The 20,239-nt window shown below is 56.9% G+C and carries 14 protein-coding genes; 4 read left to right on the top strand and 10 right to left on the bottom strand.

Features of this window, described 5'->3' with window-relative positions:
- Window positions 1-189: 189 nt before the first annotated feature.
- Window positions 190-930, top strand: a complete 741-nt coding sequence (gene pflA / locus NB069_RS07215) for a pyruvate formate lyase 1-activating protein (RefSeq protein ID WP_250588732.1) — start codon at window positions 190-192, stop codon at window positions 928-930.
- 33 nt (window positions 931-963) lie between these two features.
- Here pflA and NB069_RS07210 read toward each other — a convergent pair whose 3' ends face one another.
- From NB069_RS07210 to lrp, 10 genes are all read right to left on the bottom strand, one after another.
- A complete protein-coding gene (locus NB069_RS07210; RefSeq protein WP_250588731.1) occupies window positions 964-1,482 on the bottom strand; it encodes an anti-virulence regulator CigR family protein in 519 nt (172 codons plus the stop codon).
- Between the two features lie 123 nt (window positions 1,483-1,605).
- Window positions 1,606-2,754, bottom strand: a complete 1,149-nt coding sequence (locus NB069_RS07205; RefSeq protein WP_250588730.1) for an MFS transporter — start codon at window positions 2,752-2,754, stop codon at window positions 1,606-1,608.
- A 275-nt stretch (window positions 2,755-3,029) separates the two neighbouring features.
- Window positions 3,030-3,893: a dimethyl sulfoxide reductase anchor subunit family protein gene (locus NB069_RS07200; protein WP_250588729.1), complete on the bottom strand. Its 864-nt coding sequence runs from the start codon at window positions 3,891-3,893 to the stop codon at window positions 3,030-3,032.
- Window position 3,894: 1 nt separating this feature from the next.
- Window positions 3,895-4,512, bottom strand: a complete 618-nt coding sequence (locus NB069_RS07195; RefSeq protein ID WP_250588728.1) for a DMSO/selenate family reductase complex B subunit — start codon at window positions 4,510-4,512, stop codon at window positions 3,895-3,897.
- A 10-nt stretch (window positions 4,513-4,522) separates the two neighbouring features.
- Window positions 4,523-6,967, bottom strand: a complete 2,445-nt coding sequence (gene dmsA / locus NB069_RS07190) for a dimethylsulfoxide reductase subunit A (protein WP_250588727.1) — start codon at window positions 6,965-6,967, stop codon at window positions 4,523-4,525.
- Between the two features lie 206 nt (window positions 6,968-7,173).
- The gene (gene serS, locus NB069_RS07185; protein ID WP_039029498.1) at window positions 7,174-8,466 is read right to left on the bottom strand and encodes a serine--tRNA ligase; all 1,293 of its coding nucleotides are present in this window, start codon (window positions 8,464-8,466) and stop codon (window positions 7,174-7,176) included.
- 93 nt (window positions 8,467-8,559) lie between these two features.
- On the bottom strand, window positions 8,560-9,903 hold the full coding sequence (gene rarA, locus NB069_RS07180) for a replication-associated recombination protein RarA (protein WP_250588726.1): 1,344 nt from the start codon (window positions 9,901-9,903) through the stop codon (window positions 8,560-8,562).
- 9 nt (window positions 9,904-9,912) lie between these two features.
- Window positions 9,913-10,527 carry an outer membrane lipoprotein chaperone LolA gene (gene lolA / locus NB069_RS07175; protein ID WP_250588725.1) on the bottom strand — a complete coding sequence of 205 codons (615 nt, stop codon included), beginning with the start codon at window positions 10,525-10,527 and terminating at the stop codon, window positions 9,913-9,915.
- A gap of 126 nt (window positions 10,528-10,653) precedes the next feature.
- The gene (gene ftsK / locus NB069_RS07170) at window positions 10,654-14,487 is read right to left on the bottom strand and encodes a DNA translocase FtsK (protein ID WP_250588724.1); all 3,834 of its coding nucleotides are present in this window, start codon (window positions 14,485-14,487) and stop codon (window positions 10,654-10,656) included.
- A gap of 133 nt (window positions 14,488-14,620) precedes the next feature.
- Window positions 14,621-15,115: a leucine-responsive transcriptional regulator Lrp gene (gene lrp, locus NB069_RS07165; protein WP_000228469.1), complete on the bottom strand. Its 495-nt coding sequence runs from the start codon at window positions 15,113-15,115 to the stop codon at window positions 14,621-14,623.
- 549 nt (window positions 15,116-15,664) lie between these two features.
- On the opposite strand from lrp, the gene trxB reads away from it, so the two are divergent.
- The 3 genes from trxB to cydC all read left to right on the top strand — a co-directional run bounded on the left by trxB (window position 15,665) and on the right by cydC (window position 20,234).
- Window positions 15,665-16,633, top strand: a complete 969-nt coding sequence (gene trxB, locus NB069_RS07160) for a thioredoxin-disulfide reductase (RefSeq protein ID WP_250588723.1) — start codon at window positions 15,665-15,667, stop codon at window positions 16,631-16,633.
- A gap of 113 nt (window positions 16,634-16,746) precedes the next feature.
- Window positions 16,747-18,513 (top strand): heme ABC transporter permease/ATP-binding protein CydD, encoded by a 1,767-nt coding sequence (gene cydD, locus NB069_RS07155; RefSeq protein ID WP_250588722.1) that lies wholly within the window; start codon window positions 16,747-16,749, stop codon window positions 18,511-18,513.
- Window positions 18,513-20,234, top strand: a complete 1,722-nt coding sequence (gene cydC / locus NB069_RS07150; protein WP_250588721.1) for a heme ABC transporter ATP-binding protein/permease CydC — start codon at window positions 18,513-18,515, stop codon at window positions 20,232-20,234. Before cydD ends, cydC begins: the two co-directional genes overlap by 1 nt.
- Window positions 20,235-20,239 lie beyond the last annotated feature (5 nt).

Here is a 20,239-nt window from a genome sequence, read left to right as displayed (position 1 = left end):
ATCGCGCAGTAAAAGGCGTACAATAAAGGCTCCACGCAAGTGGGGCCTTTTTAACACCTCCCTACTCCGCAGTCTCTTTTGCCCGCTATCTATAATAAATGGATAACAGCCAAAACAGACTCGACACAGCCGCCTGAGCTGTGCATATACACAGGCCCTGGACGGGCCGAATCTGGAGATATCACCGCAATGTCAACTATTGGTCGCATTCACTCCTTTGAGTCCTGTGGCACCGTCGATGGCCCGGGCATCCGCTTTATCACCTTTTTCCAGGGCTGTCTGATGCGCTGCATGTATTGCCATAACCGTGATACATGGGATACCCACGGCGGCAAAGAAGTCACCGTTGAAGAGTTAATGAAAGAGGTGGTGACCTATCGCCACTTCATGAATGCTTCCGGCGGCGGCGTGACCGCATCCGGTGGAGAAGCCATCCTGCAGGCTGAGTTTGTGCGTGACTGGTTCCGTGCCTGCCATAAAGAGAGCATTCACACCTGTCTGGATACCAACGGCTTTGTTCGCCGCTACGATCCGGTAATCGACGAACTGCTGGAAGTAACCGATCTGGTTATGCTCGATCTCAAGCAGATGAATGACGAGATCCACCAGAACCTGGTGGGCGTCTCTAACCACCGCACGTTAGAGTTCGCGAAATACATTTCTGCCAAAGGCATCAAAACCTGGATTCGTTATGTCGTGGTGCCGGGCTGGTCAGATGATGACGACTCGGCCCACCGCCTGGGTGAGTTCACGCGTGATATGGGTAACGTCGAGAAAATTGAATTACTGCCTTATCACGAGCTGGGCAAACATAAATGGGTAGCGATGGGCGAAGAATACAAGCTTGATGGCGTGAAGCCGCCGAAGAAAGAGACCATGGAACGTGTAAAAGGCATTCTTGAGCAGTACGGTCACAAGGTGATGTATTAAAAAAACGCCCGGTATAACCGGGCGTTTTTTTTATTAGTCAAAGACACCATTAATAATGGTCGTCACAATCGCAGTACTCAGCGCTATTAATACCAGATCCTTTCCAACTACCCGCCATTCATAGCCCGGATAAGAAGGCAATTGACCCAACATTGACGCTGGCACGGTCTTTTTCGCAATACCCGGAGGCAGCGGCTTACCGAGTGCGAGGTTTTTCGCAATACCCGGAGGCAGTGAATCATAGCCCGTTAAGCCATAGTTCAGTGCCAGATGGCGAGCGTGATCGTAACTGACGCGCGCATTCACATCGTCACTGACGCTCTTACTGGATTTGCCCGGATTCTGGTTGCCGTTATTCTGTTTATTCCCATGATTATCGGAATTCCCTTTACCCGAGTTTCCGTTACCATGATTGCCACTATTACCTTGCCCACCGCCATTGCCGTGGCCATTTCCATTCCCGTTGCCTGGATTAGCCATAACAGGTGCAGTTGCAAATGATAAAGATAACACTACGGCGAGCGCGGTAGTGGTAAAACGACGAGTAGACATGATCGCTGCCTTTTAGTGGTAGAACGCATCTGAATTATCGCCTGGCGCGATAAACAAACAATGCGTAAAACTCTTAGATGTGACAAAGACAAAAAAGCCTGTCATCGACAGGCTTTTATTTATTCAGGCATGTGCCACTGGGGTTGGATGTTCACCCACTTTACGCAGCAACATTAAGAGGTAAATAAACGACACGCTGGCGATCATGATAAACAGCAGATTGTCGGAATAGTTCTGCATCAGCATGGCGGTAAAGGTCGGCCCCAGTAAGCTACCTATGGTATAGCTCAGCAGCAGCGCCTGGTTCATGGCCACCAGCTGATGATGCTCCACTTTCTCACAGGCCCAGGCCATCGCAACCGGATAGAGCGTGAAGCCAGCCGCCCCCAGAATAAACAGAGCGGGAGCCATAGCGGCATTACTGAGCATGGCAAGACAGCCCATGATCACCACGAAGACCTGTACGCGCAGCACCAGCAGACGCCCGAAACGGTCGGCAAGACGCCCAACCGGCCACTGCCCGACAATCCCCGCACTGACCATCACCGCCATCCAGAAACCAATTCCGGAATCGCTCACTCCTTGATGGTTCAGGTAAAGCGGCATCAGGCCATACAGTGAGCCCAGCACAATCCCGGAGATGATGCAGCCATTAACACCCAGACGCGCCTGACGCAATCTCAGCATGGGCCAGACGTGTGTCGCTTCCTGATGCTCGCTATTCTGGTTCACAATGCGCGTAAAGAGCAGCGGCAGAATCGCCGCCAGCACCATACTTGTTACCCACGGCAGTACGCTCATCAGGTCGGTCGGGAGTTTGCTGACCATCAGCTGGCCCAGAACCGTGCCGACGTAATAGACCATCATATAGGCCGCCAGCAGGCGACCGCGGTTGCGGGAGGTGCCGCTGCACATCAGGGCGCTTTCCACCACCACCCAGATCATGGCGCAGCCGACGCCGGCAATAAAGCGCCAGACCATCCAGCTCCAGAAGCCAACCATCAGTCCCAGCCCGGCACATCCGACGGCAAAAATAAGCGATGCCAGATAATAGCTGCGGTTAAAACCAAAGCGTTTGATCAGGCTTCCCGTCAGCAATGTTCCCAGCAGGTTGCCGGTAAAAAAGGACGAGCTGACCATACCCACCTGCCAGGTCGGTAAGTTTTCATGGGCGAGCCACAGCGGGACGAGCGTATTTAACACCGCGATCGCCAGGGTCAGCAAAAGCAGGCCACAGAGCAACAGAAGCACTGGCCGGGTATAGGTCGACATGGATTAAAAACCGTGAGGAAGTTCAGATTTCGTGCGCATCATGCCACTGGCAAAAACAAAGTCAATCCACCCGTTTGGGCCGCACGCACGATATGCTCTTTGTCGATTGAAAAAACTCATCCTGCTAATGAAAAGCCTGCTGGCAATATTAATTATGTGTTTGTTTTTATTTGTATCTGACTAAAACCGAAACCAAACGACAGTTGAAAAATTTCATGATCGAAAAATAAAAAAACCGGGCACTCAGGCCCGGCTTTATATCGCGAACATGAGCGTTAACTGGCGATGGCCATTCCAACGGTCATGTGCAGTCCATAGAACACCCCACGGCCAAGCAGTTCACCTGCCAGGACCAGCACAAAAGCCAGAGACAGCAGCGGGATTGCAGGCTGATAACCTTTGAGCTGCGGCACAATCCAGCAGACCAGCGCCGCCGCCAGGAGCACTACGCGCCAGGCCATTAGCGAACCGTAATCCGGCACCAGGGCAGAGGCCTGCTGAATGGAACTGCTGATTGTTGCCAGTTCTGCGCCCTGCATCAGGGCAACGATGGCGCTCACCACCAGCGCCAGCAGCGACACGACGGGCAGTAAATGCATTGCCCAACCGTCCACACCGGCTACGCGCAGCAACAGGAAGCCCAGCAGCGGTCCGCCGATAAACATCGTCAGGAAGAAGCTCATCGGCGTCCAGACGCTGTACCAGGTGGGGACCGTATCGATAGTGTTATAGACCCGAACCATCATCCAGACGAACACCACGCCCAGCACCATAGTGACAATCAGCCACACAGTACGCAGCCCGGCAGGCAGCTTTTTCAGCACCGCCAGCAGCCAGCCCAGACCACCGACAGCAAAGAAGATTGCCCCGCTGGCGATCTCATTGCTGAGGGAAGACGCTCCCACACGGTTCAGTGAGTTGAACGCGCGCAACGGTGAACCGAGGTGCAGCGTAGAAGCGATAAAACCGATCCCCATCAGCACCCACAGGCCAAACATGCTCAGCACCAGGCGCTGCTGTTGTCCGGCATTCAGATTGCCTTTTAACAGTGCCAGCGCGAGCACAATAAAACCGCCCGCCACGCACTGTCCGAAGACGGTAAAAATCATTAACGGCCATTCATGCCATCCGTTTCCCATCTCACACCTCCTTTGGATTGGCCAGATAGCCGGTGGTATCACCCGTAGGTCGGCTGTTGGCATTGGGTTTAATGACGATACTCGGCTTCGTGAAGTGGGCCGACGGCAGCGGCGCGACGGCAGCCAGCTTGCCGTATTTCTGCCGCAGTTCGGCAATAGGACCGAAATCCAGCGCACGCAGCGGGCAGGATTCAACGCAAATCGGCTTCTGGCCTTCGGCGACACGATCGTGGCAACCGTCGCACTTGGTCATATGCCCTTTGGCAGCATTGTACTGCGGCGCACCGTACGGGCAGGCCATATGGCAGTAGCGGCAGCCAATGCAGACATCTTCATTCACTACCACAAAGCCATCGTCGCGCTTGTGCATCGCGCCGCTCGGGCACACTTTAGTGCAGGCAGGATCTTCGCAGTGGTTACAGGCAATGGACAGATAGTAGGCAAAGACGTTCTGGTGCCAGACGCCGTTGTCCTCCTGCCAGTCGCCGCCCGCGTATTCATAGATACGGCGGAAGCTGACATCCGGCGTCAAATCCTTATAGTCCTTGCAGGCCAGCTCGCAGGTTTTACACCCGGTGCAGCGGCTGGAATCAATAAAAAATCCATACTGAGTGGTCATCGGCTACTCCTTACGCCTTTTCAACCTGAACGAGGTTACTGTGAGACGGATTACCTTTCGCCAGCGGCGACGGGCGTTGCGTGGTGAGCACATTAATGCACCCAGCCTGATCGACGCGGTTGGCGTCCGGGTTGTACCAGGCACCCTCGCCTAACGCGACGACGCCCGGCAGGATACGCGGCGTCACTTTGGCTTCGATATGCACTTCGCCGCGCCCGTTGAAGATCCGCACCCGATCGCCGTTGGCGATCCCGCGCGATTTTGCATCCAGGGGATTGATCCACATCTCCTGTCGACAGGCCGCCTTCAGGACGTCAACGTTACCGTAGGTAGAGTGGGTACGCGCTTTGTAGTGGAAGCCGGTCAGTTGCAGCGGGAACTCTTTGCTCTGCGGATCGTCGTAGTTTTCAAAACCAGGGCTGTAAACCGGCAGCGGATCGATCACATCGTCTTTCGCCAGCTCCCAGGTTGCGGCGATCTGCGCCAGCTGGGCGGAGTAGATCTCAATTTTACCTGACGGCGTGGTAAGCGGATTGGCGACAGGATCGGCGCGGAAGGCTTTATAAGCCACATGGTGCCCTTCCGGGTCACGCTTTTTGAACATGCCTTGCTGACGGAATTCATCAAACGACGGCAGTTCCGGAATGGCCTCGCGGGACTGATCATACAGGTGGCGCATCCACTCTTCCTGGGTGCGTCCTTCGGTAAACTGCTGCTCGACGCCCATGCGCTTCGCCAGCTCGGTGGTCATCTCATAGATCGTTTTGCAGCCGAAGCGCGGTTTGATCGCCTGGTCGGCAAAAATCACGTAAGACATGTTGCCGCAGGAGGCATCCAGGGCGAAGTCCATCTGTTCAGAGGCGGTGCAGTCCGGCAGCAGAATATCGGCATACATCGCCGAAGAGGTCATATGGCAATCCACCACCACAATCAGCTCACACTTCTTATCGTCCTGCAGGATCTCGTGGGTGCGGTTGATCTGCGAGTGCTGGTTGACCAGACAGTTACCGGCATAGTTCCAGACCATCTTGATCGGCACGTCGAGTTTATCTTTGCCGCGCACCCCGTCGCGGGTGGCAGTCATCTCCGGGCCACGCGCTATGGCATCGGTCCACATAAACATTGAGATGCTGGTCTGAACCGGATTTTCCAGCGTCGGCATGCGCACAAACGGCAGCGAATACGAGCCTTCACGTGCGCCGCTGTTGCCGCCGTTGATCCCCACGTTGCCGGTTAAAATGGCCAGCATAGCGATAGCGCGGGAGACCAGTTCGCCATTAGCATGACGCTGTGGGCCCCAGCCCTGGGAGATAAACGCGGGCTTCGCGGTGGCGATTTCACGCGCCAGCCTGACGATGCGCGCTTCGGGAATGCCGGTGATGGCTGCGGCCCAGGCCGGGGTTTTAGCAACGCCGTCATTGCCCTGGCCGAGAATATAGGCTTTGTAATGACCGTTTGCTGGCGCCCCCTCCGGCAGCGTTTTCTCGTCGTAGCCAACGCAGTATTTATCGAGGAAAGGCTGGTCGACGAGGTTCTCGTTGATCATCACCCACGCCAGGGCGGAGATAAGCGCCGCATCCGTGCCCGGACGGATCGGGATCCACTCATCTTCGCGCCCTGCCCCGGTATCGGTATAGCGTGGGTCGATGATAATCATCCGGGCGTTAGATTTTTGCCGCGCCTGTTCGATGTAGTAAGTTACCCCGCCGCCACTCATACGCGTTTCGCCAGGGTTATTGCCGAACAGCACAACAAGCTGGCTGTTCTCAATATCCGACGGGCTGTTGCCATCGGCCCAGCCGCCGTAGGTGTAGTTCAGGCCAGCGGCAATCTGTGCGGTGGAGTAGTCACCGTAATGATTGAGATAACCTCCGCAGCAGTTCATCAGACGTGCGATGAGGGTTTTTCCCGGCGGCCAGGAGCGGGTCATGGTACCGCCGAGGGTGCCGGTGCCGTAGTTCAGATAGATGGATTCGTTACCGTAATCCTTAATCAGACGCTGCATCGTACCGGCGATAGTGTCAAAGGCCTCTTCCCAACTGATGGGTTCGAATTTGCCTTCGCCGCGTTTACCCACGCGCTTCATGGGTTGTTTCAAACGATCCGGGTTATAGACGCGTCTGCGCATCGAGCGACCGCGCAGACAGGCGCGAACCTGATGTAATCCCTCGTAGTTATCATCCCCGGTATTGTCGGTCTCAACATATTTGATTTCACCGTCGACAACGTGCATACGCAATGGGCAGCGGCTGCCACAGTTCACCGTACAGGCGCTCCAGACTACTTTCTCATCGGGTTTTACTGCAGTTGCGGCTTCAGCCGCCGATGCCAGACGTGAAAAAGGCAATGTGAATGCGCTACTGGCAACAGCCAGGCCGCCAATCGCCGTGGTTTTCATCAACCCACGTCGACTTACCTCAGCAGCCAGCAGAGCTTCAGGCGTTTTCATTTTCATAGACTCTCACTTTGATTACTCACAAAGTCCAAAGGTGCGACATAGTCGCTATATAGTTTTTTATATAAGGAAAGCATGCGTTAGCAGATGTTTTCGCTAACCAACTGTTTGGCAAGTATTACTACTTTAGAGGGAGGGGATATTGCCTGACATCAAAAGCGGGACATAAAAAAAGCGCCCTGAGGCGCTTTTTTACTTAAAACACATTAACCGATGTACTGCTGGCCTTTCATATACGGACGCAGCACTTCAGGGATTTCGATACGACCGTCAGCCTGCTGGTAGTTTTCCAGCACCGCCACCAGGGTACGACCCACTGCCAGACCGGAACCGTTCAGGGTGTGCACCAGACGGGTTTTCTTGTCGGATTTAGTGCGGCAACGAGCCTGCATACGGCGAGCCTGGAAATCACCTACGTTGGAGCAAGAGGAGATTTCGCGGTAGGTATTCTGCGCCGGAACCCACACTTCGAGGTCAAAGGTTTTGCAGGCACCAAAGCCCATATCACCGGTACACAGCGCCATACGACGGTACGGCAGACCCAGCAGCTCCAGCACTTTTTCCGCGTGGCCGGTCATCTCTTCCAGCGCCGCCATAGACTCTTCCGGACGCACGATCTGCACCATCTCAACTTTGTCGAACTGGTGCATACGGATCAGACCGCGGGTGTCACGACCATAGGAGCCCGCTTCAGAACGGAAGCACGGAGAGTGTGCGGTCAGTTTGATCGGCAGGTCATCTTCGTCGATGATTTCATCGCGTACGAGGTTGGTCAGCGGCACTTCTGCCGTTGGGATCAGCGCATAGTTGCTGCTGTCTGCTTCTTCGTCCAGGGGACGGGTATGGAACAGATCGCCGGCAAATTTCGGCAGCTGGCCCGTGCCGTACAGCGTATCGTGGTTAACCAGATAGGGTACGTAGGTTTCACTGTAGCCGTGCTGCTCGGTGTGCAGATCCAGCATAAACTGGGCCAGCGCACGATGCAGATGAGCAATCTGCCCTTTCATCACCACAAAACGGGAACCGGTCAGCTTAACCGCGGCGGCAAAGTCCAGGCCCGCGTGCATTTCACCCAGCGTCACGTGATCGCGAACCTCGAAGTCGAACTCGCGAGGCGTGCCCCAGCGTTTCACTTCAACGTTGTCGTTTTCGTCTTTACCGACAGGTACGCTGTCGTCGGGAGTGTTCGGGATCGCCAGGGCGATGTCACGAATTTCGGCCTGAAGAACGTCCAGCTCCGCTTTCGCCTGATCCAGTTCTTCGCCCAGTTTGTTCACTTCCAGGCGTAATGGCTCGATGTCTTCCCCGCGCGCTTTCGCCTGGCCGATGGATTTCGATCGAGAATTACGCTCTGCCTGCAAGTTTTCTGTTTGTACCTGCAGAACTTTACGACGCTCTTCAAGAGCGCGCAGCTTATCTACATCCAGTTTAAAGCCCCGGCGTGCCAGTTTTTCAGCGACTGCGTCTGGCTCGTTACGCAGCAGATTGGGATCGAGCATGCTTATCCTGTGCTTATCGAATTAAAAAATAGGAGGAAATGACCGCAGCCTGCGGTCATCAGATACAGCGTCAACATTACCGCAACGATAGCGCTAACGGTAGCGTTTTATAGGGCTATTTTGATCCTGTCCGGTAAGCCAGGCGAGCTTTTCGCCGATCTTGCCCTCAAGGCCTCTGTTTGTCGGGTGATAGTAGCGTGTTTGTGCCATTTCCTGCGGGAAATACTCCTCCCCGGCGGCATAGGCGTTCGGCTCGTCGTGCGCATAGCGATACGCCTGACCGTAACCCATCTCTTTCATCAGTTTGGTCGGGGCGTTACGCAGATGGACCGGGACATCGTAGTCCGGACGCTCGCGGGCATCGGACATCGCGGCTTTGAAGGCGGTATAGACGGCATTGCTTTTCGGCGCACAGGCCAGATAGACAATCGCCTGCGCGATGGCGCGTTCGCCTTCGGCAGGCCCAACCCGGGTGAAGCAATCCCAGGCAGAGAGCGCCACCTGCATCGCGCGCGGATCGGCGTTACCCACATCTTCCGAGGCAATGGCCAGACAGCGGCGGGCCACATAGAGCGGATCGCCCCCGGCGGTAATAATGCGCGCATACCAGTACAGCGCGGCATCGGGCGCGCTGCCGCGTACCGATTTGTGCAGCGCGGAGATCAGGTCGTAGAAACGATCGCCTTTGTTATCGAAACGCGCGCTGCGTTCACCGGCGATTTCCGTCAGCAGCGCCGGGAGCAGAACCCGCTTACCGCTGTCGTCGGCTTCCGCCATATCGGCCATCATCTCGAGCGTATTCAGCGCCCGGCGCGCGTCGCCATTCACCAGCTCAGCAATGGCCAGACGGGTTTCGTCCGGCAACACGATATCCTGGCCGCCGTAGCCCCGGGCCTTATCGGTCATTGCCTGGGTCAGCACCTGCTCGATGTCTTCGGTGGTTAACGACTTTAGTAGATAAACGCGGGCGCGGGACAACAGGGCCGAGTTCAGCTCGAACGAGGGATTTTCGGTCGTGGCACCGATAAAGGTGATGGTGCCGTCTTCGATGTGCGGCAGGAAGGCATCCTGCTGGCTTTTGTTGAAACGATGAACCTCATCGACAAACAAAATGGTGCGGCGCCCGGCATTGCGGTTCTGTCGCGCCCGTTCGATGGCTTCGCGGATTTCTTTCACGCCGGAGGTGACGGCGGAAATGCGCTCGACGTCGGCATCAGCATAGCGGGCAATCACTTCTGCCAGCGTCGTTTTACCGGTGCCGGGCGGCCCCCAGAGGATCATCGAATGCAGATGCCCGGCTTCAATAGCGCGCGGCAAGGGTTTGCCCGCAGCCAGCAGATGCTGCTGGCCGATATACTGCGCTAAATTTTCTGGCCGCATACGGGCGGCCAGAGGTTGAAACGCATTATCTGAAAAATCGAGCGACAGATTGCTCACTCACGCCTCTTACTTATTACGTTGATCGTCCACCGTTACGCCCTTCGGCGGGGTAAAGGTGAATTTCGATGCATCGACCGCACCGTTCTGCTGGGATTTCAGCTGATAACTGCTGCGCTGATCGTCCTGCTCAACCGCACCGAACTGATTGATGGTGCCGTTGCTGCTCACGTTAATGGTGAACTGCTTCAGATTGCCGCTACCGCCTTTTGGCGTCAGGACAAAGTCATCCCCGGTCTGTTTGATATTGTACTGCTGCCAGTCGCTGGCCTGGTTACGGGCAATCAGCATAAACGGCGTGTTGCTGGCGGCATCCTTCAGCCAGGTGGCAGTGGCCTGCTCAACAAACGGGTTAAAGAACCACAGGGTTTTACCGTCGGAGACAAGGATGCTTTCGTCCGGCTGGGTCATATGCCAGTTGAACAGATTCGGACGTTTAACCCACAAGTCACCCTGACCTTCCTGCACCGCGTTGCCGCTGCCATCGGTCACTTTCTGCGTGAAGCTGGCGTGGAAGCTGCTCACTTTATCCAGGCGGCTTTTCAGGTCGCTGGCGGCATCAGCCCAGACGCTGCTTGCCACAAAGCCAGTCAGTAATGCACAGGTGATTGCGATTTTTTTCATTGTTCATCCTTACAAAGCGTCTTCCCGAAATGGGGGGTTCTGTCACTATTCTGGACCTGCCCGCAGGCAGGCGACAGAAGAAAATGCTTAAATTTTGCTGCTTTACCCATCTTTGCAATCAAAACATCACTCGAACGGCGGCGGTGCCAGTACTTCACGGTTGCCGTTGTGGCCCTGTTCGCTCACGATGCCCTGGGCTTCCATCTGCTCGATGATGCGTGCCGCCCGGTTGTAGCCGATACGGAACTGGCGCTGAACCCCGGAAATAGAGGCTTTGCGTTTTTCAGTGACGAAATTAACGGCCTGATCGAAGAGCGGATCCAGCTCTTCGCCGCCGTCAAAGCCGCCACCGCCGCCGCCTTCGCTTTCGCTGTCAGAGGTGATGCCTTCGATATATTGCGGACGACCGCGCGCCTTCCAGTCCTGAACCACAGCATGCACTTCCTGGTCACGGACAAACGCGCCGTGGACACGCACCGGCGAGGTCGAGTTAGGCCCGGAGTAGAGCATATCCCCCATACCGAGCAGCGATTCCGCGCCGCCCTGGTCGAGAATGGTACGGGAGTCAATTTTGCTCGACACGGTAAAGGCGATACGGGTCGGAATGTTCGCCTTAATCAGCCCGGTGATAACATCCACCGACGGACGCTGGGTCGCCAGCACCAGGTGAATACCTGCCGCACGCGCTTTCTGCGCCAGGCGGGCGATCAGCTCTTCCACTTTCTTGCCGACGGTCATCATCAGGTCAGCAAATTCATCCACCAGCACCACGATGTAAGGCAGTTTTTCCAGCACCGGATGTTCGGCATCCATACTGTCGCCCGGCTTCCAGTACGGATCCGGAATTGGGCGTCCCATCTTCGCCGCTTCGGCGATGATCTCGTTATAACCGGCGAGGTTACGCACGCCCAGCGCAGACATCAGCTTGTAGCGACGCTCCATCTCGTTGACGCTCCAGCGCAGGGCGTTGGCAGCATCTTTCATGTCGGTGACAACTTCGGTCAGCAGATGCGGTATTCCTTCATAGACCGACAGCTCGAGCATTTTCGGGTCGATCATGATGAAACGCACGTCTTCCGGCTGCGCCTTATACAGAATGCTGAGGATCATGGCGTTCACGCCGACAGACTTACCGGAACCGGTCGTACCCGCTACCAGCAGGTGTGGCATTTTGGCCAGATCGGCCACCACCGGCTCGCCGGCAATGTCTTTACCCAGCACCACACTCAGCGGCGACGGGTTATCACGGAATTTGGCGTTATCCAGCACTTCGCGCAGATAAACGGTCTGACGTTTTTTGTTCGGCAGTTCCAGGCCAACGTATGGTTTACCCGGGATCACCTCAACCACACGCACGGCCACGGTCGACAGCGAACGCGCCAGGTCACGAGAGAGGTTGGAAATACGCGCGGCTTTTACGCCCGGCGCCAGGTTCAGCTCGAAACGCGTGATTACCGGACCAGGTGAATAGTTCACCACATCCGCTTTGATACGGAAATCGGCCAGACGCAGTTCAACCAGGCGCGCCATCTGATCGAGGGCGAAGGTATCGACGGGTTCAACTTCGGTTGGCGGCGGTGTCAACAGATCAAATGACGGCAGCGGCGTGGTCGGTCTTTGCAGCGGCCGACTGTCACCGTTACGCATCAGCAGCGGATGGATCAGGCTCTGTTGAGACTGAAGCGCTGGCTGCTGCACAGGTTGCTGAGGTTGGGCATACTGCTGCGGCGGCTGCTGAACAGGCTGTTGCGGCTGGGCATACTGCTGAGGCGGCTGCTGCACAGGCTGTTGCGGCTGGGCATACTGCTGCGGCGGCTGCTGAACAGGCTGTTGCGGCTGGGCATACTGCTGTGGCTGCTGTGGCGTAACCGCCTGGCGCGGCGGCTCGGCTTCCGGCATCACGCCTGGCGTGAACAGGGGTTCACTCGGCGTATCATCCACCAGATCTTTCATAGGCGAGAATTCGAAGTCCGCCAGCGAGAACGGGTTAGCGCCCGTCGGCTGCTCTCCGGAATAACGCTGCTGCTGCGTGGCGGCGAACTGGCGCGCCAGCTCCGCCTCTGCGGCATCGTCTTCGTCATCCTGAGTGACGAACTGCGGCGGCTCGGCCTGATACTCATCGCCACCATACCGCTGATGTTGCTGCTGAGCGAACTGGCGGGCCAGCTCCTCCTGCTGCATTTCATCGGCATCGTCATCGTAGTGTTCATCCTCGTACTGCTGGCGTCCGGCTTCACGCGCTTTCTCTTCCGCCATCCGCTGAGAAGGCAGCTTGATGCCATAGGAGGCAAGCTCACGGCGGGTAGGAACGCGCACGCGGTTAGGGCGCGGCAGCTGTGGGCCAATGCCCTCTTTCACCTGCGGACGCGGAGCGCCACTGGTCGCGAGGCTGAATAACGGTGCTCCAGCGCTGGCCGCAGCGGCACCTGCACTTGTTGCCTGCTGTACGCTGGCGGCAACAGGCGCGACGACGGAGGCGGGTTCCACAGCGGGAACCGGAATAGTCGGGGTTTCAGCGGCTTTAACAGGGGCTGGCTCTTGTGCCGCCTCAGGTACCGGCTGATACCAGGCTGCGAGCTGCTCACGTTCACGGGCACGTTTTTCTTCCACCTCTTCGAAATAGTAAAGCGGTGGACGGGACGGTTTCACCTCTTCAACCGGCGGCTCTTCAACAACCGGTTGAGCAATAACCGGCTCTGGCTGATAGACAGGTTCAGACTGATAAACGGGTTCTGGCTGATAAACGGGCTGCTGTGGCTCGTACTGCGGCTGCGCAAAGACCGGCTCAGGTTGATAAGGCGGTTGCCACTGCTCCTGTGAGGCAGGGGCGGTGTAAGGTTCTGGCTCAGGGATATACGCCGGGGCTGCTGGCGCAACAGGCTCAGCCTGCCAGTCAACGGCAGGAGGCTGCAGCGGCATCTCCGGTACCGAAGGAGTCGGGATCACCGGATCAACGGGTGCAGCGAAAGCCTGGGTTGCCGTAGTTGCAGCCGCGGCGGCGGCAAGCGGCTCAGCCGCTGAGTGCCCGTTGAGCAGCGGATCGTATTCATCATAATCGGATGCCAGCGCACGATTGCCGGAGAACAGCACATCATCCGGATCGGCGGCTACGCCACGGGCGCTGTAAGCCACCTCTTCGTCGTCGTCCATCCGTTTGCCGGAGAACAACGCCGCGTCGGTTTTGCGGCCTAATGGGTTGGCGAACTTCTCTGCCACACGCTTACGACGCGCCAGCGCCCCGCGCATAATGCGGGCCCGACGGGACTCACGACGCTCGGGGCTCGGCTCGGCATCTTCGTAGTCGTCTTCATACTCCTCGTCGTTCTCCCAGGTGTCGTCGCGACGGGTGCGGTTGCTGGCAAAGGTCAGGAGATTGAGGATCACACTGCCGATTTTCTCGGCAATGCTCACCCAGGACCAGCCGGTAAAGAGCGTCAGCCCCGCGCCCCAGACGCAGAGCAGCGCAAGCGTGCCGCCGCTGCTGTGCAGCATCGGCTGCAGTGCAGTACTCAGCAGGCTGCCAATCACGCCGCCGGAGGCAAAATACCAGATGTCATCAGCGTTAATCGCCGCCAGACCACAGGAGGTGAGGATCAGCGCCAGCGCGCCAATGAGGCGCAGCGAAACGGCAAAATAGTCGATGTAGTCATCGTTCTGGCGATGGCGCCAGGCGAACCAGCAGCCGCCAATAATAATCACGGGAAGGGTGTACGCCATCACGCCAAAGATAAAGAACAGCGTATCCGCCAGCCATGCGCCCGGTACGCCGCCTAAATTATGAATAGGCTCGTGCCACGCGGTTTGTGACCAGCTGGGATCGGAGGGATTAAAACTGAGTAAGGCTGCCATCAACCAGACGGCAAAAAGAGCAACAAGGATCAGTAACGCCTCAAGGAGTCGGCGCCCACTGCTGAGCTTGGTTAAATTGACTTCTTTGTCTTCGGTATATTCCTGGCTCAAAACAGGCTCTCCAGGTATCAGGCAATTCCTGCCTGAGTGCTAAACGGACAACAGTGCCGGGAAGCCCGACACTGTTGCTGTATGGATTACCAGGAGTGTAATCAAAGTACGCTGATAATGCACCTGTTCCGTGTTAGCGCGTCTTAATAACCAGACGATTGCTCTGTTTGACTTCTTCCATTACCACATAGGTACGGGTGTCGTTCACACCAGGCAGTCGCAGCAGGGTTTCACCCAGCAGCTTACGGTATGCGGACATATCAGGTACGCGGGTTTTCAACAGGTAGTCGAAATCACCGGAAACCAGATGACACTCTTGAATTTCTTCAAGTTTTTGTACGGCGGCATTGAATTGCTCAAACACATCCGGCGCACCACGATTCAGAGTAATCTCAACAAATACCAGAAGTGAGGCATCCAGATAATGCGGGTTCAGCAGCGCTGTATAGCCCTGAATAAAACCCTGTCTTTCCAGTCGGCGCACACGCTCAAGGCATGGCGTCGGGGAAAGTCCCACACGTTTTGAAAGCTCGACGTTGGAAATACGCCCATCCTTTTGCAATTCATTAAGAATGTTACGATCGATACGGTCGAGATCTTTGCCAGGGCGCTTCTTGCTATCTACCATTATTATTGTCTCTCTGTATTCCTTCCCTAACTCCTGCCAGGACCCTGTGCACTTCACTGTTCAGAGTCTTTCCCCCGGTTAACCGCATCGCCTGTTTTTTAGTTTACGCGATACCGATTGGGGTTATGTGGTATGAAGACCGTTGCCCAGAGGCGGCCATCAACATCACGAATGGCATCTGTCCACACCATGCGTAGATTTCGCTGACCCGGTAAAAATGGTGATTTTGTGCATGACTATGCGAAACACAAAGACCGATTTTTTTCTTCCTTGAATGTTTTCGCAAAAGCGCAGGGGATTGTCAAAGCAAAACATCGATTTTTAGTACAACATGCCGGATATTCATTACGTCCGGCGATTAATCCTCATGTTACCGCCGCAGTTTCGACCGATTGCCTACAAATATTGTTATAAAATCACCTTTTCTGCACCGCGGTTGATTGGCGCTTTCTATTACACACATCGTTAACAAAATCGCTGCGCCCTTTTTTTACGGCAGTAAATTCCCTACAATCCGGGAAAATGTCTGCCAACAACAATGGGGATCTCATGGGCACGGCCAAACACAGTAAGCTGCTAATTCTTGGTTCTGGACCTGCGGGATACACCGCAGCGGTCTACGCGGCACGCGCTAACCTGCAACCGGTACTGATCACGGGCATGGAAAAAGGCGGTCAGCTGACCACCACCACTGAAGTAGAAAACTGGCCAGGCGATCCTGAAGGCCTGACCGGGCCGCTGCTGATGGAGCGCATGCATGAGCATGCCACCAAATTTGATACCGAAATCATTTTTGACCACATCAACCAGGTCGATCTGCAAAACCGTCCGTTCCGCCTGACCGGCGACAACGCGGAATACACCTGCGACGCGCTGATCATCGCTACCGGCGCCTCTGCCCGCTATCTGGGTCTGCCGTCTGAAGAGGCGTTTAAAGGCCGCGGCGTTTCCGCCTGCGCAACCTGCGACGGTTTCTTCTATCGCAACCAGAAGGTCGCGGTCATCGGCGGCGGCAACACCGCGGTTGAAGAGGCTCTCTACCTGGCGAATATCGCCTCTGAAGTTCATCTTATTCACCGCCGTGATACTTTCCGCGCGGAAAAGATCCTGATCAAGCGTCTGATGGATAAAGTGGCCAGCGGCAACATCGTGCTGCACACCCACCGCACCCTGGAAGAGGTGACCGGCGATCAGATGGGCGTTGCAGGTCTGCGCATTCGTGATACGCAGAACACCGACAACGTCGAAACGCTGGAAGTGGCGGGTCTGTTTGTTGCCATCGGCCACAGTCCGAACACGGCGATCTTCGACGGTCAGCTGGAGCTGGAGAACGGCTACATCAAAGTGCAGTCCGGTATTCATGGCAATGCGACCCAGACCAGCATCCCTGGCGTATTCGCTGCGGGCGACGTAATGGACCACATTTATCGTCAGGCGATCACCTCTGCAGGCACCGGTTGTATGGCCGCGCTGGATGCAGAACGATATCTCGACGGACTGGCCGATCAGAGTAAATAATTTTTACAAATCAGCAACAAACGTAAAAAAGGCGACGATAAGTCGCCTTTATTGTCCCTGCGTTGTAACATTGCCGTGCCCAATACCTAATAACTTCACCTGCAAAGCACGCAATGGAAAAAACCCGTCAACAAGAGTTAACACGCTGGCTTAAACAGCAAAGCGTTCTTTCCCGCCGCTGGCTGAATATTTCCCGTCTTTTAGGGTTTATCAGCGGGCTGTTGATTGTTGGCCAGGCATGGCTGCTGGCCCGCATTCTTAACCATATGATCATGGAAAATATCCCGCGGGAGGCGCTGTTACTGCCTTTCATTGTGCTGATCCTTGTGTTTATCCTGCGTGCCTGGGTGGCCTGGCTGCGTGAGCGCGTGGGTTTTCACGCCGGGCAGAACATTCGCTATGAAATTCGCCGCCAGGTGCTCGACAGATTGCAGGAGGCCGGACCCGCGTGGATCCAGGGCAAGCCTGCCGGAAGCTGGGCGACGCTGATCCTCGAGCAAATCGATGATATGCACGACTACTATGCCCGCTATCTGCCCCAGATGGCGCTGGCCGCTTTTGTTCCCCTCCTGATTGTGCTCGCTATTTTCCCCTACAACTGGGTCGCGGCGCTGATCCTGCTGGGTACCGCCCCGCTGATCCCGCTGTTTATGGCGATGGTCGGCATGGGCGCGGCCGATGCCAACCGCCGCAACTTCCTGGCGCTCGGGCGTCTCAGCGGCCATTTCCTTGACCGCCTGCGTGGCATGGAAACGCTGCGTATTTTTGGTCGCGGTGAAGCTGAAACCGAAAACATCCGCCACGCCTCGCAGGATTTCCGCCAGCGCACCATGGAAGTGTTACGCCTGGCGTTTCTCTCCTCCGGCGTACTGGAGTTTTTCACCTCGCTGTCGATTGCGCTGGTTGCCGTCTATTTTGGTTTCTCCTATCTGGGTGCCCTCGATTTTGGTCACTACGGTACCGCTGTGACCCTCTCCGCAGGCTTCCTGGCCCTGATTCTGGCGCCAGAGTTTTTCCAGCCGCTGCGCGATCTGGGCACCTTTTACCATGCGAAGGCTCAGGCAGTGGGCGCAGCCGACAGCCTGAAAACCTTCCTAGAAACCCCGCTGGCCCATCCGCAGCGCGGCGACGTCACCCTGAGCACCACCAAACCGGTCAGCGTGGAGGCCGAAGATTTTTGCGTGCTCTCGCCAGAGGGCAAAGTGCTGGCAGGGCCATTAAACTTCACCCTGGCGGCTGGTCAGCGGGTGGTGCTGGTGGGTACCAGCGGCTCCGGCAAAAGCTCGCTGCTGAATGCATTGTCCGGCTTTATGGCCTACAGCGGCTCGCTGCGGATCAATCAGGCAGAGCTCTCTGCGCTCGATCCTGATGAGTGGCGCACCCACCTGAGCTGGGTGGGTCAGAACCCGCAGCTGCCAGCGCCTACGCTGCGGGAAAACGTGCTCCTGGCGCGCCCGGACGCCAGCGAAGAAGAGCTGCAGTCGGTGCTCGATCGTGCGTGGGTCAGCGAGTTTCTGCCTCTGCTGCCGAACGGTGTGGACACAGTGGTGGGCGATCAGTCGGCGGGGCTCTCCGTCGGCCAGGCGCAGCGTATTGCCGTGGCCCGCGCCCTGCTTAACCCGTGCCAGCTTTTACTGCTGGATGAGCCCGCCGCCAGCCTGGATGCGCACAGTGAACAGCGCGTAATGCTGGCCCTGGATGCCGCATCGCAGCAGCAGACCACACTGATGGTGACCCACCAGCTGGAGGGCATTGCTCAGTGGGATCAGATTTGGGTCATGGAAAACGGCCAGCTTGTTGAGCAGGGCGATTACGCTACGCTCGCGGCGGCACAGGGTCCGTTTGCGGCCCTGCTGGCAAACCGTCAGGAGGAGATCTGATGCGCGCTTTACTGCCTTATCTGGCGCTGTATATGCGTCACAAGTGGTTGCTGACGCTGGGGGTGGTGCTGGCGATTGTCACCCTGCTGGCCAGTATCGGCCTGTTAACGCTCTCCGGTTGGTTCCTCTCTGCCTCGGCGGTAGCCGGGTTTGCCGGACTGTACAGCTTCAACTATATGCTGCCTGCCGCCGGGGTGCGCGGCACGGCGATCACCCGTACCGCCGGGCGCTACTTTGAACGTCTGGTCAGCCACGATGCGACCTTCCGCGTGCTGCAACACCTGCGCGTGACCACCTTCAGCAAGCTATTACCCCTCTCCCCTGCCGGGCTGGCGCGCTATCGTCAGGGTGAACTGCTTAACCGCGTCGTCGCCGACGTGGATACCCTCGATCACCTTTACCTGCGCGTGATCTCTCCACTGGTGGGGGCGCTGGTGGTGATTGTGGTTGTCACCCTCGGGCTGTGCCTGCTGGATGTTCACATTGCCCTGGTGCTCGGCGGCATCATGCTCGCGACGCTCTTTTTATTGCCGCCGCTGTTTTACCGCGCCGGAAAACCGACCGGTGAAAACCTGACCCGCCTGCGCGGGGAGTATCGCCAGCAGCTGACGGGCTGGCTGCAGGGTCAGGCTGAGCTGACAATCTTTGGTGCCAGCCGTCGCTATCGCGCGCAGATGGAAAATACCGAGCTGAACTGGCACGAAGCCCAGCGCAAGCAGTCTGAGCTGACGGCCCTGTCTCAGGCGTTGATGCTGTTGATTGGCGCAGGCGCAGTCATGGCGATGCTGTGGCTGGCCTCCGGCGGCGTGGGCGATAATACCCAGCCGGGTCCGCTCATCGCGCTGTTTGTCTTCTGTGCGCTGGCAGCGTTCGAAGCCCTTGCTCCGGTGACCGGTGCGTTTCAGCATCTGGGTCAGGTGGTAGCCTCGGCGCTGCGCATCACGCAAATTACCGGCCAGGAGCCTGAGGTACGGTTCAGCACCACCGCCTCTGAAGTACCTGAGCAACTGGCGCTGCGTCTTGTGGATGTGAGTTTTTCCTACGACGGCCAGGCCCAACCCGCGCTGGACCACATTACTCTGACGATCCCCGCAGGCGCACAGGTTGCGGTGCTGGGACGTACGGGTTGCGGTAAATCCACGCTGCTGCAGCTCCTGACCCGAGCCTGGGATCCGGCCCAGGGAGAGATCCTGTTCAACGATATGCCCCTGATGCAGATGAGTGAGCCCGCGCTGCGCAAAACGGTAAGCGTGGTGCCCCAGCGGGTCCATCTTTTCAGCGCTACCCTGCGCGACAACCTGCTGCTGGCTGCCCCCGGCACCGCCGACGAGGTATTAGGTGCGATGCTGGAGAAAGTGGGTCTGCACAAGCTGCTGGAAGACGACGGGCTCAACAGCTGGCTCGGTGAAGGCGGGCGTCAGCTTTCCGGCGGCGAGCTGCGCCGTCTGGCGATTGCCCGCGCGCTGCTGCACGATGCGCCACTGATGTTGCTGGATGAACCTACCGAGGGACTGGACGCCACCACGGAGCGTCAAATCCTTGATTTACTGAAAAAAGAGATGCAGGGCAAAACGGTGCTAATGGTGACGCACCGTCTGCGCGGCCTGGCGGATTTCGATCAAATTATTGTGATGGACAACGGACAAATTATTGAGCAAGGTAATCACGCTGAACTGTTGGCAAAACAGGGCCGCTACTACCAGTTTAAACAACGTCTGTAGTCTAT

The sequence above is a fragment of the Leclercia adecarboxylata genome (assembly GCF_023639785.1).
Classification (GTDB): Bacteria; Pseudomonadota; Gammaproteobacteria; order Enterobacterales; family Enterobacteriaceae; genus Enterobacter; species Enterobacter adecarboxylatus_D.
This window is presented reverse-complemented; position numbering and strand designations above follow the sequence as displayed.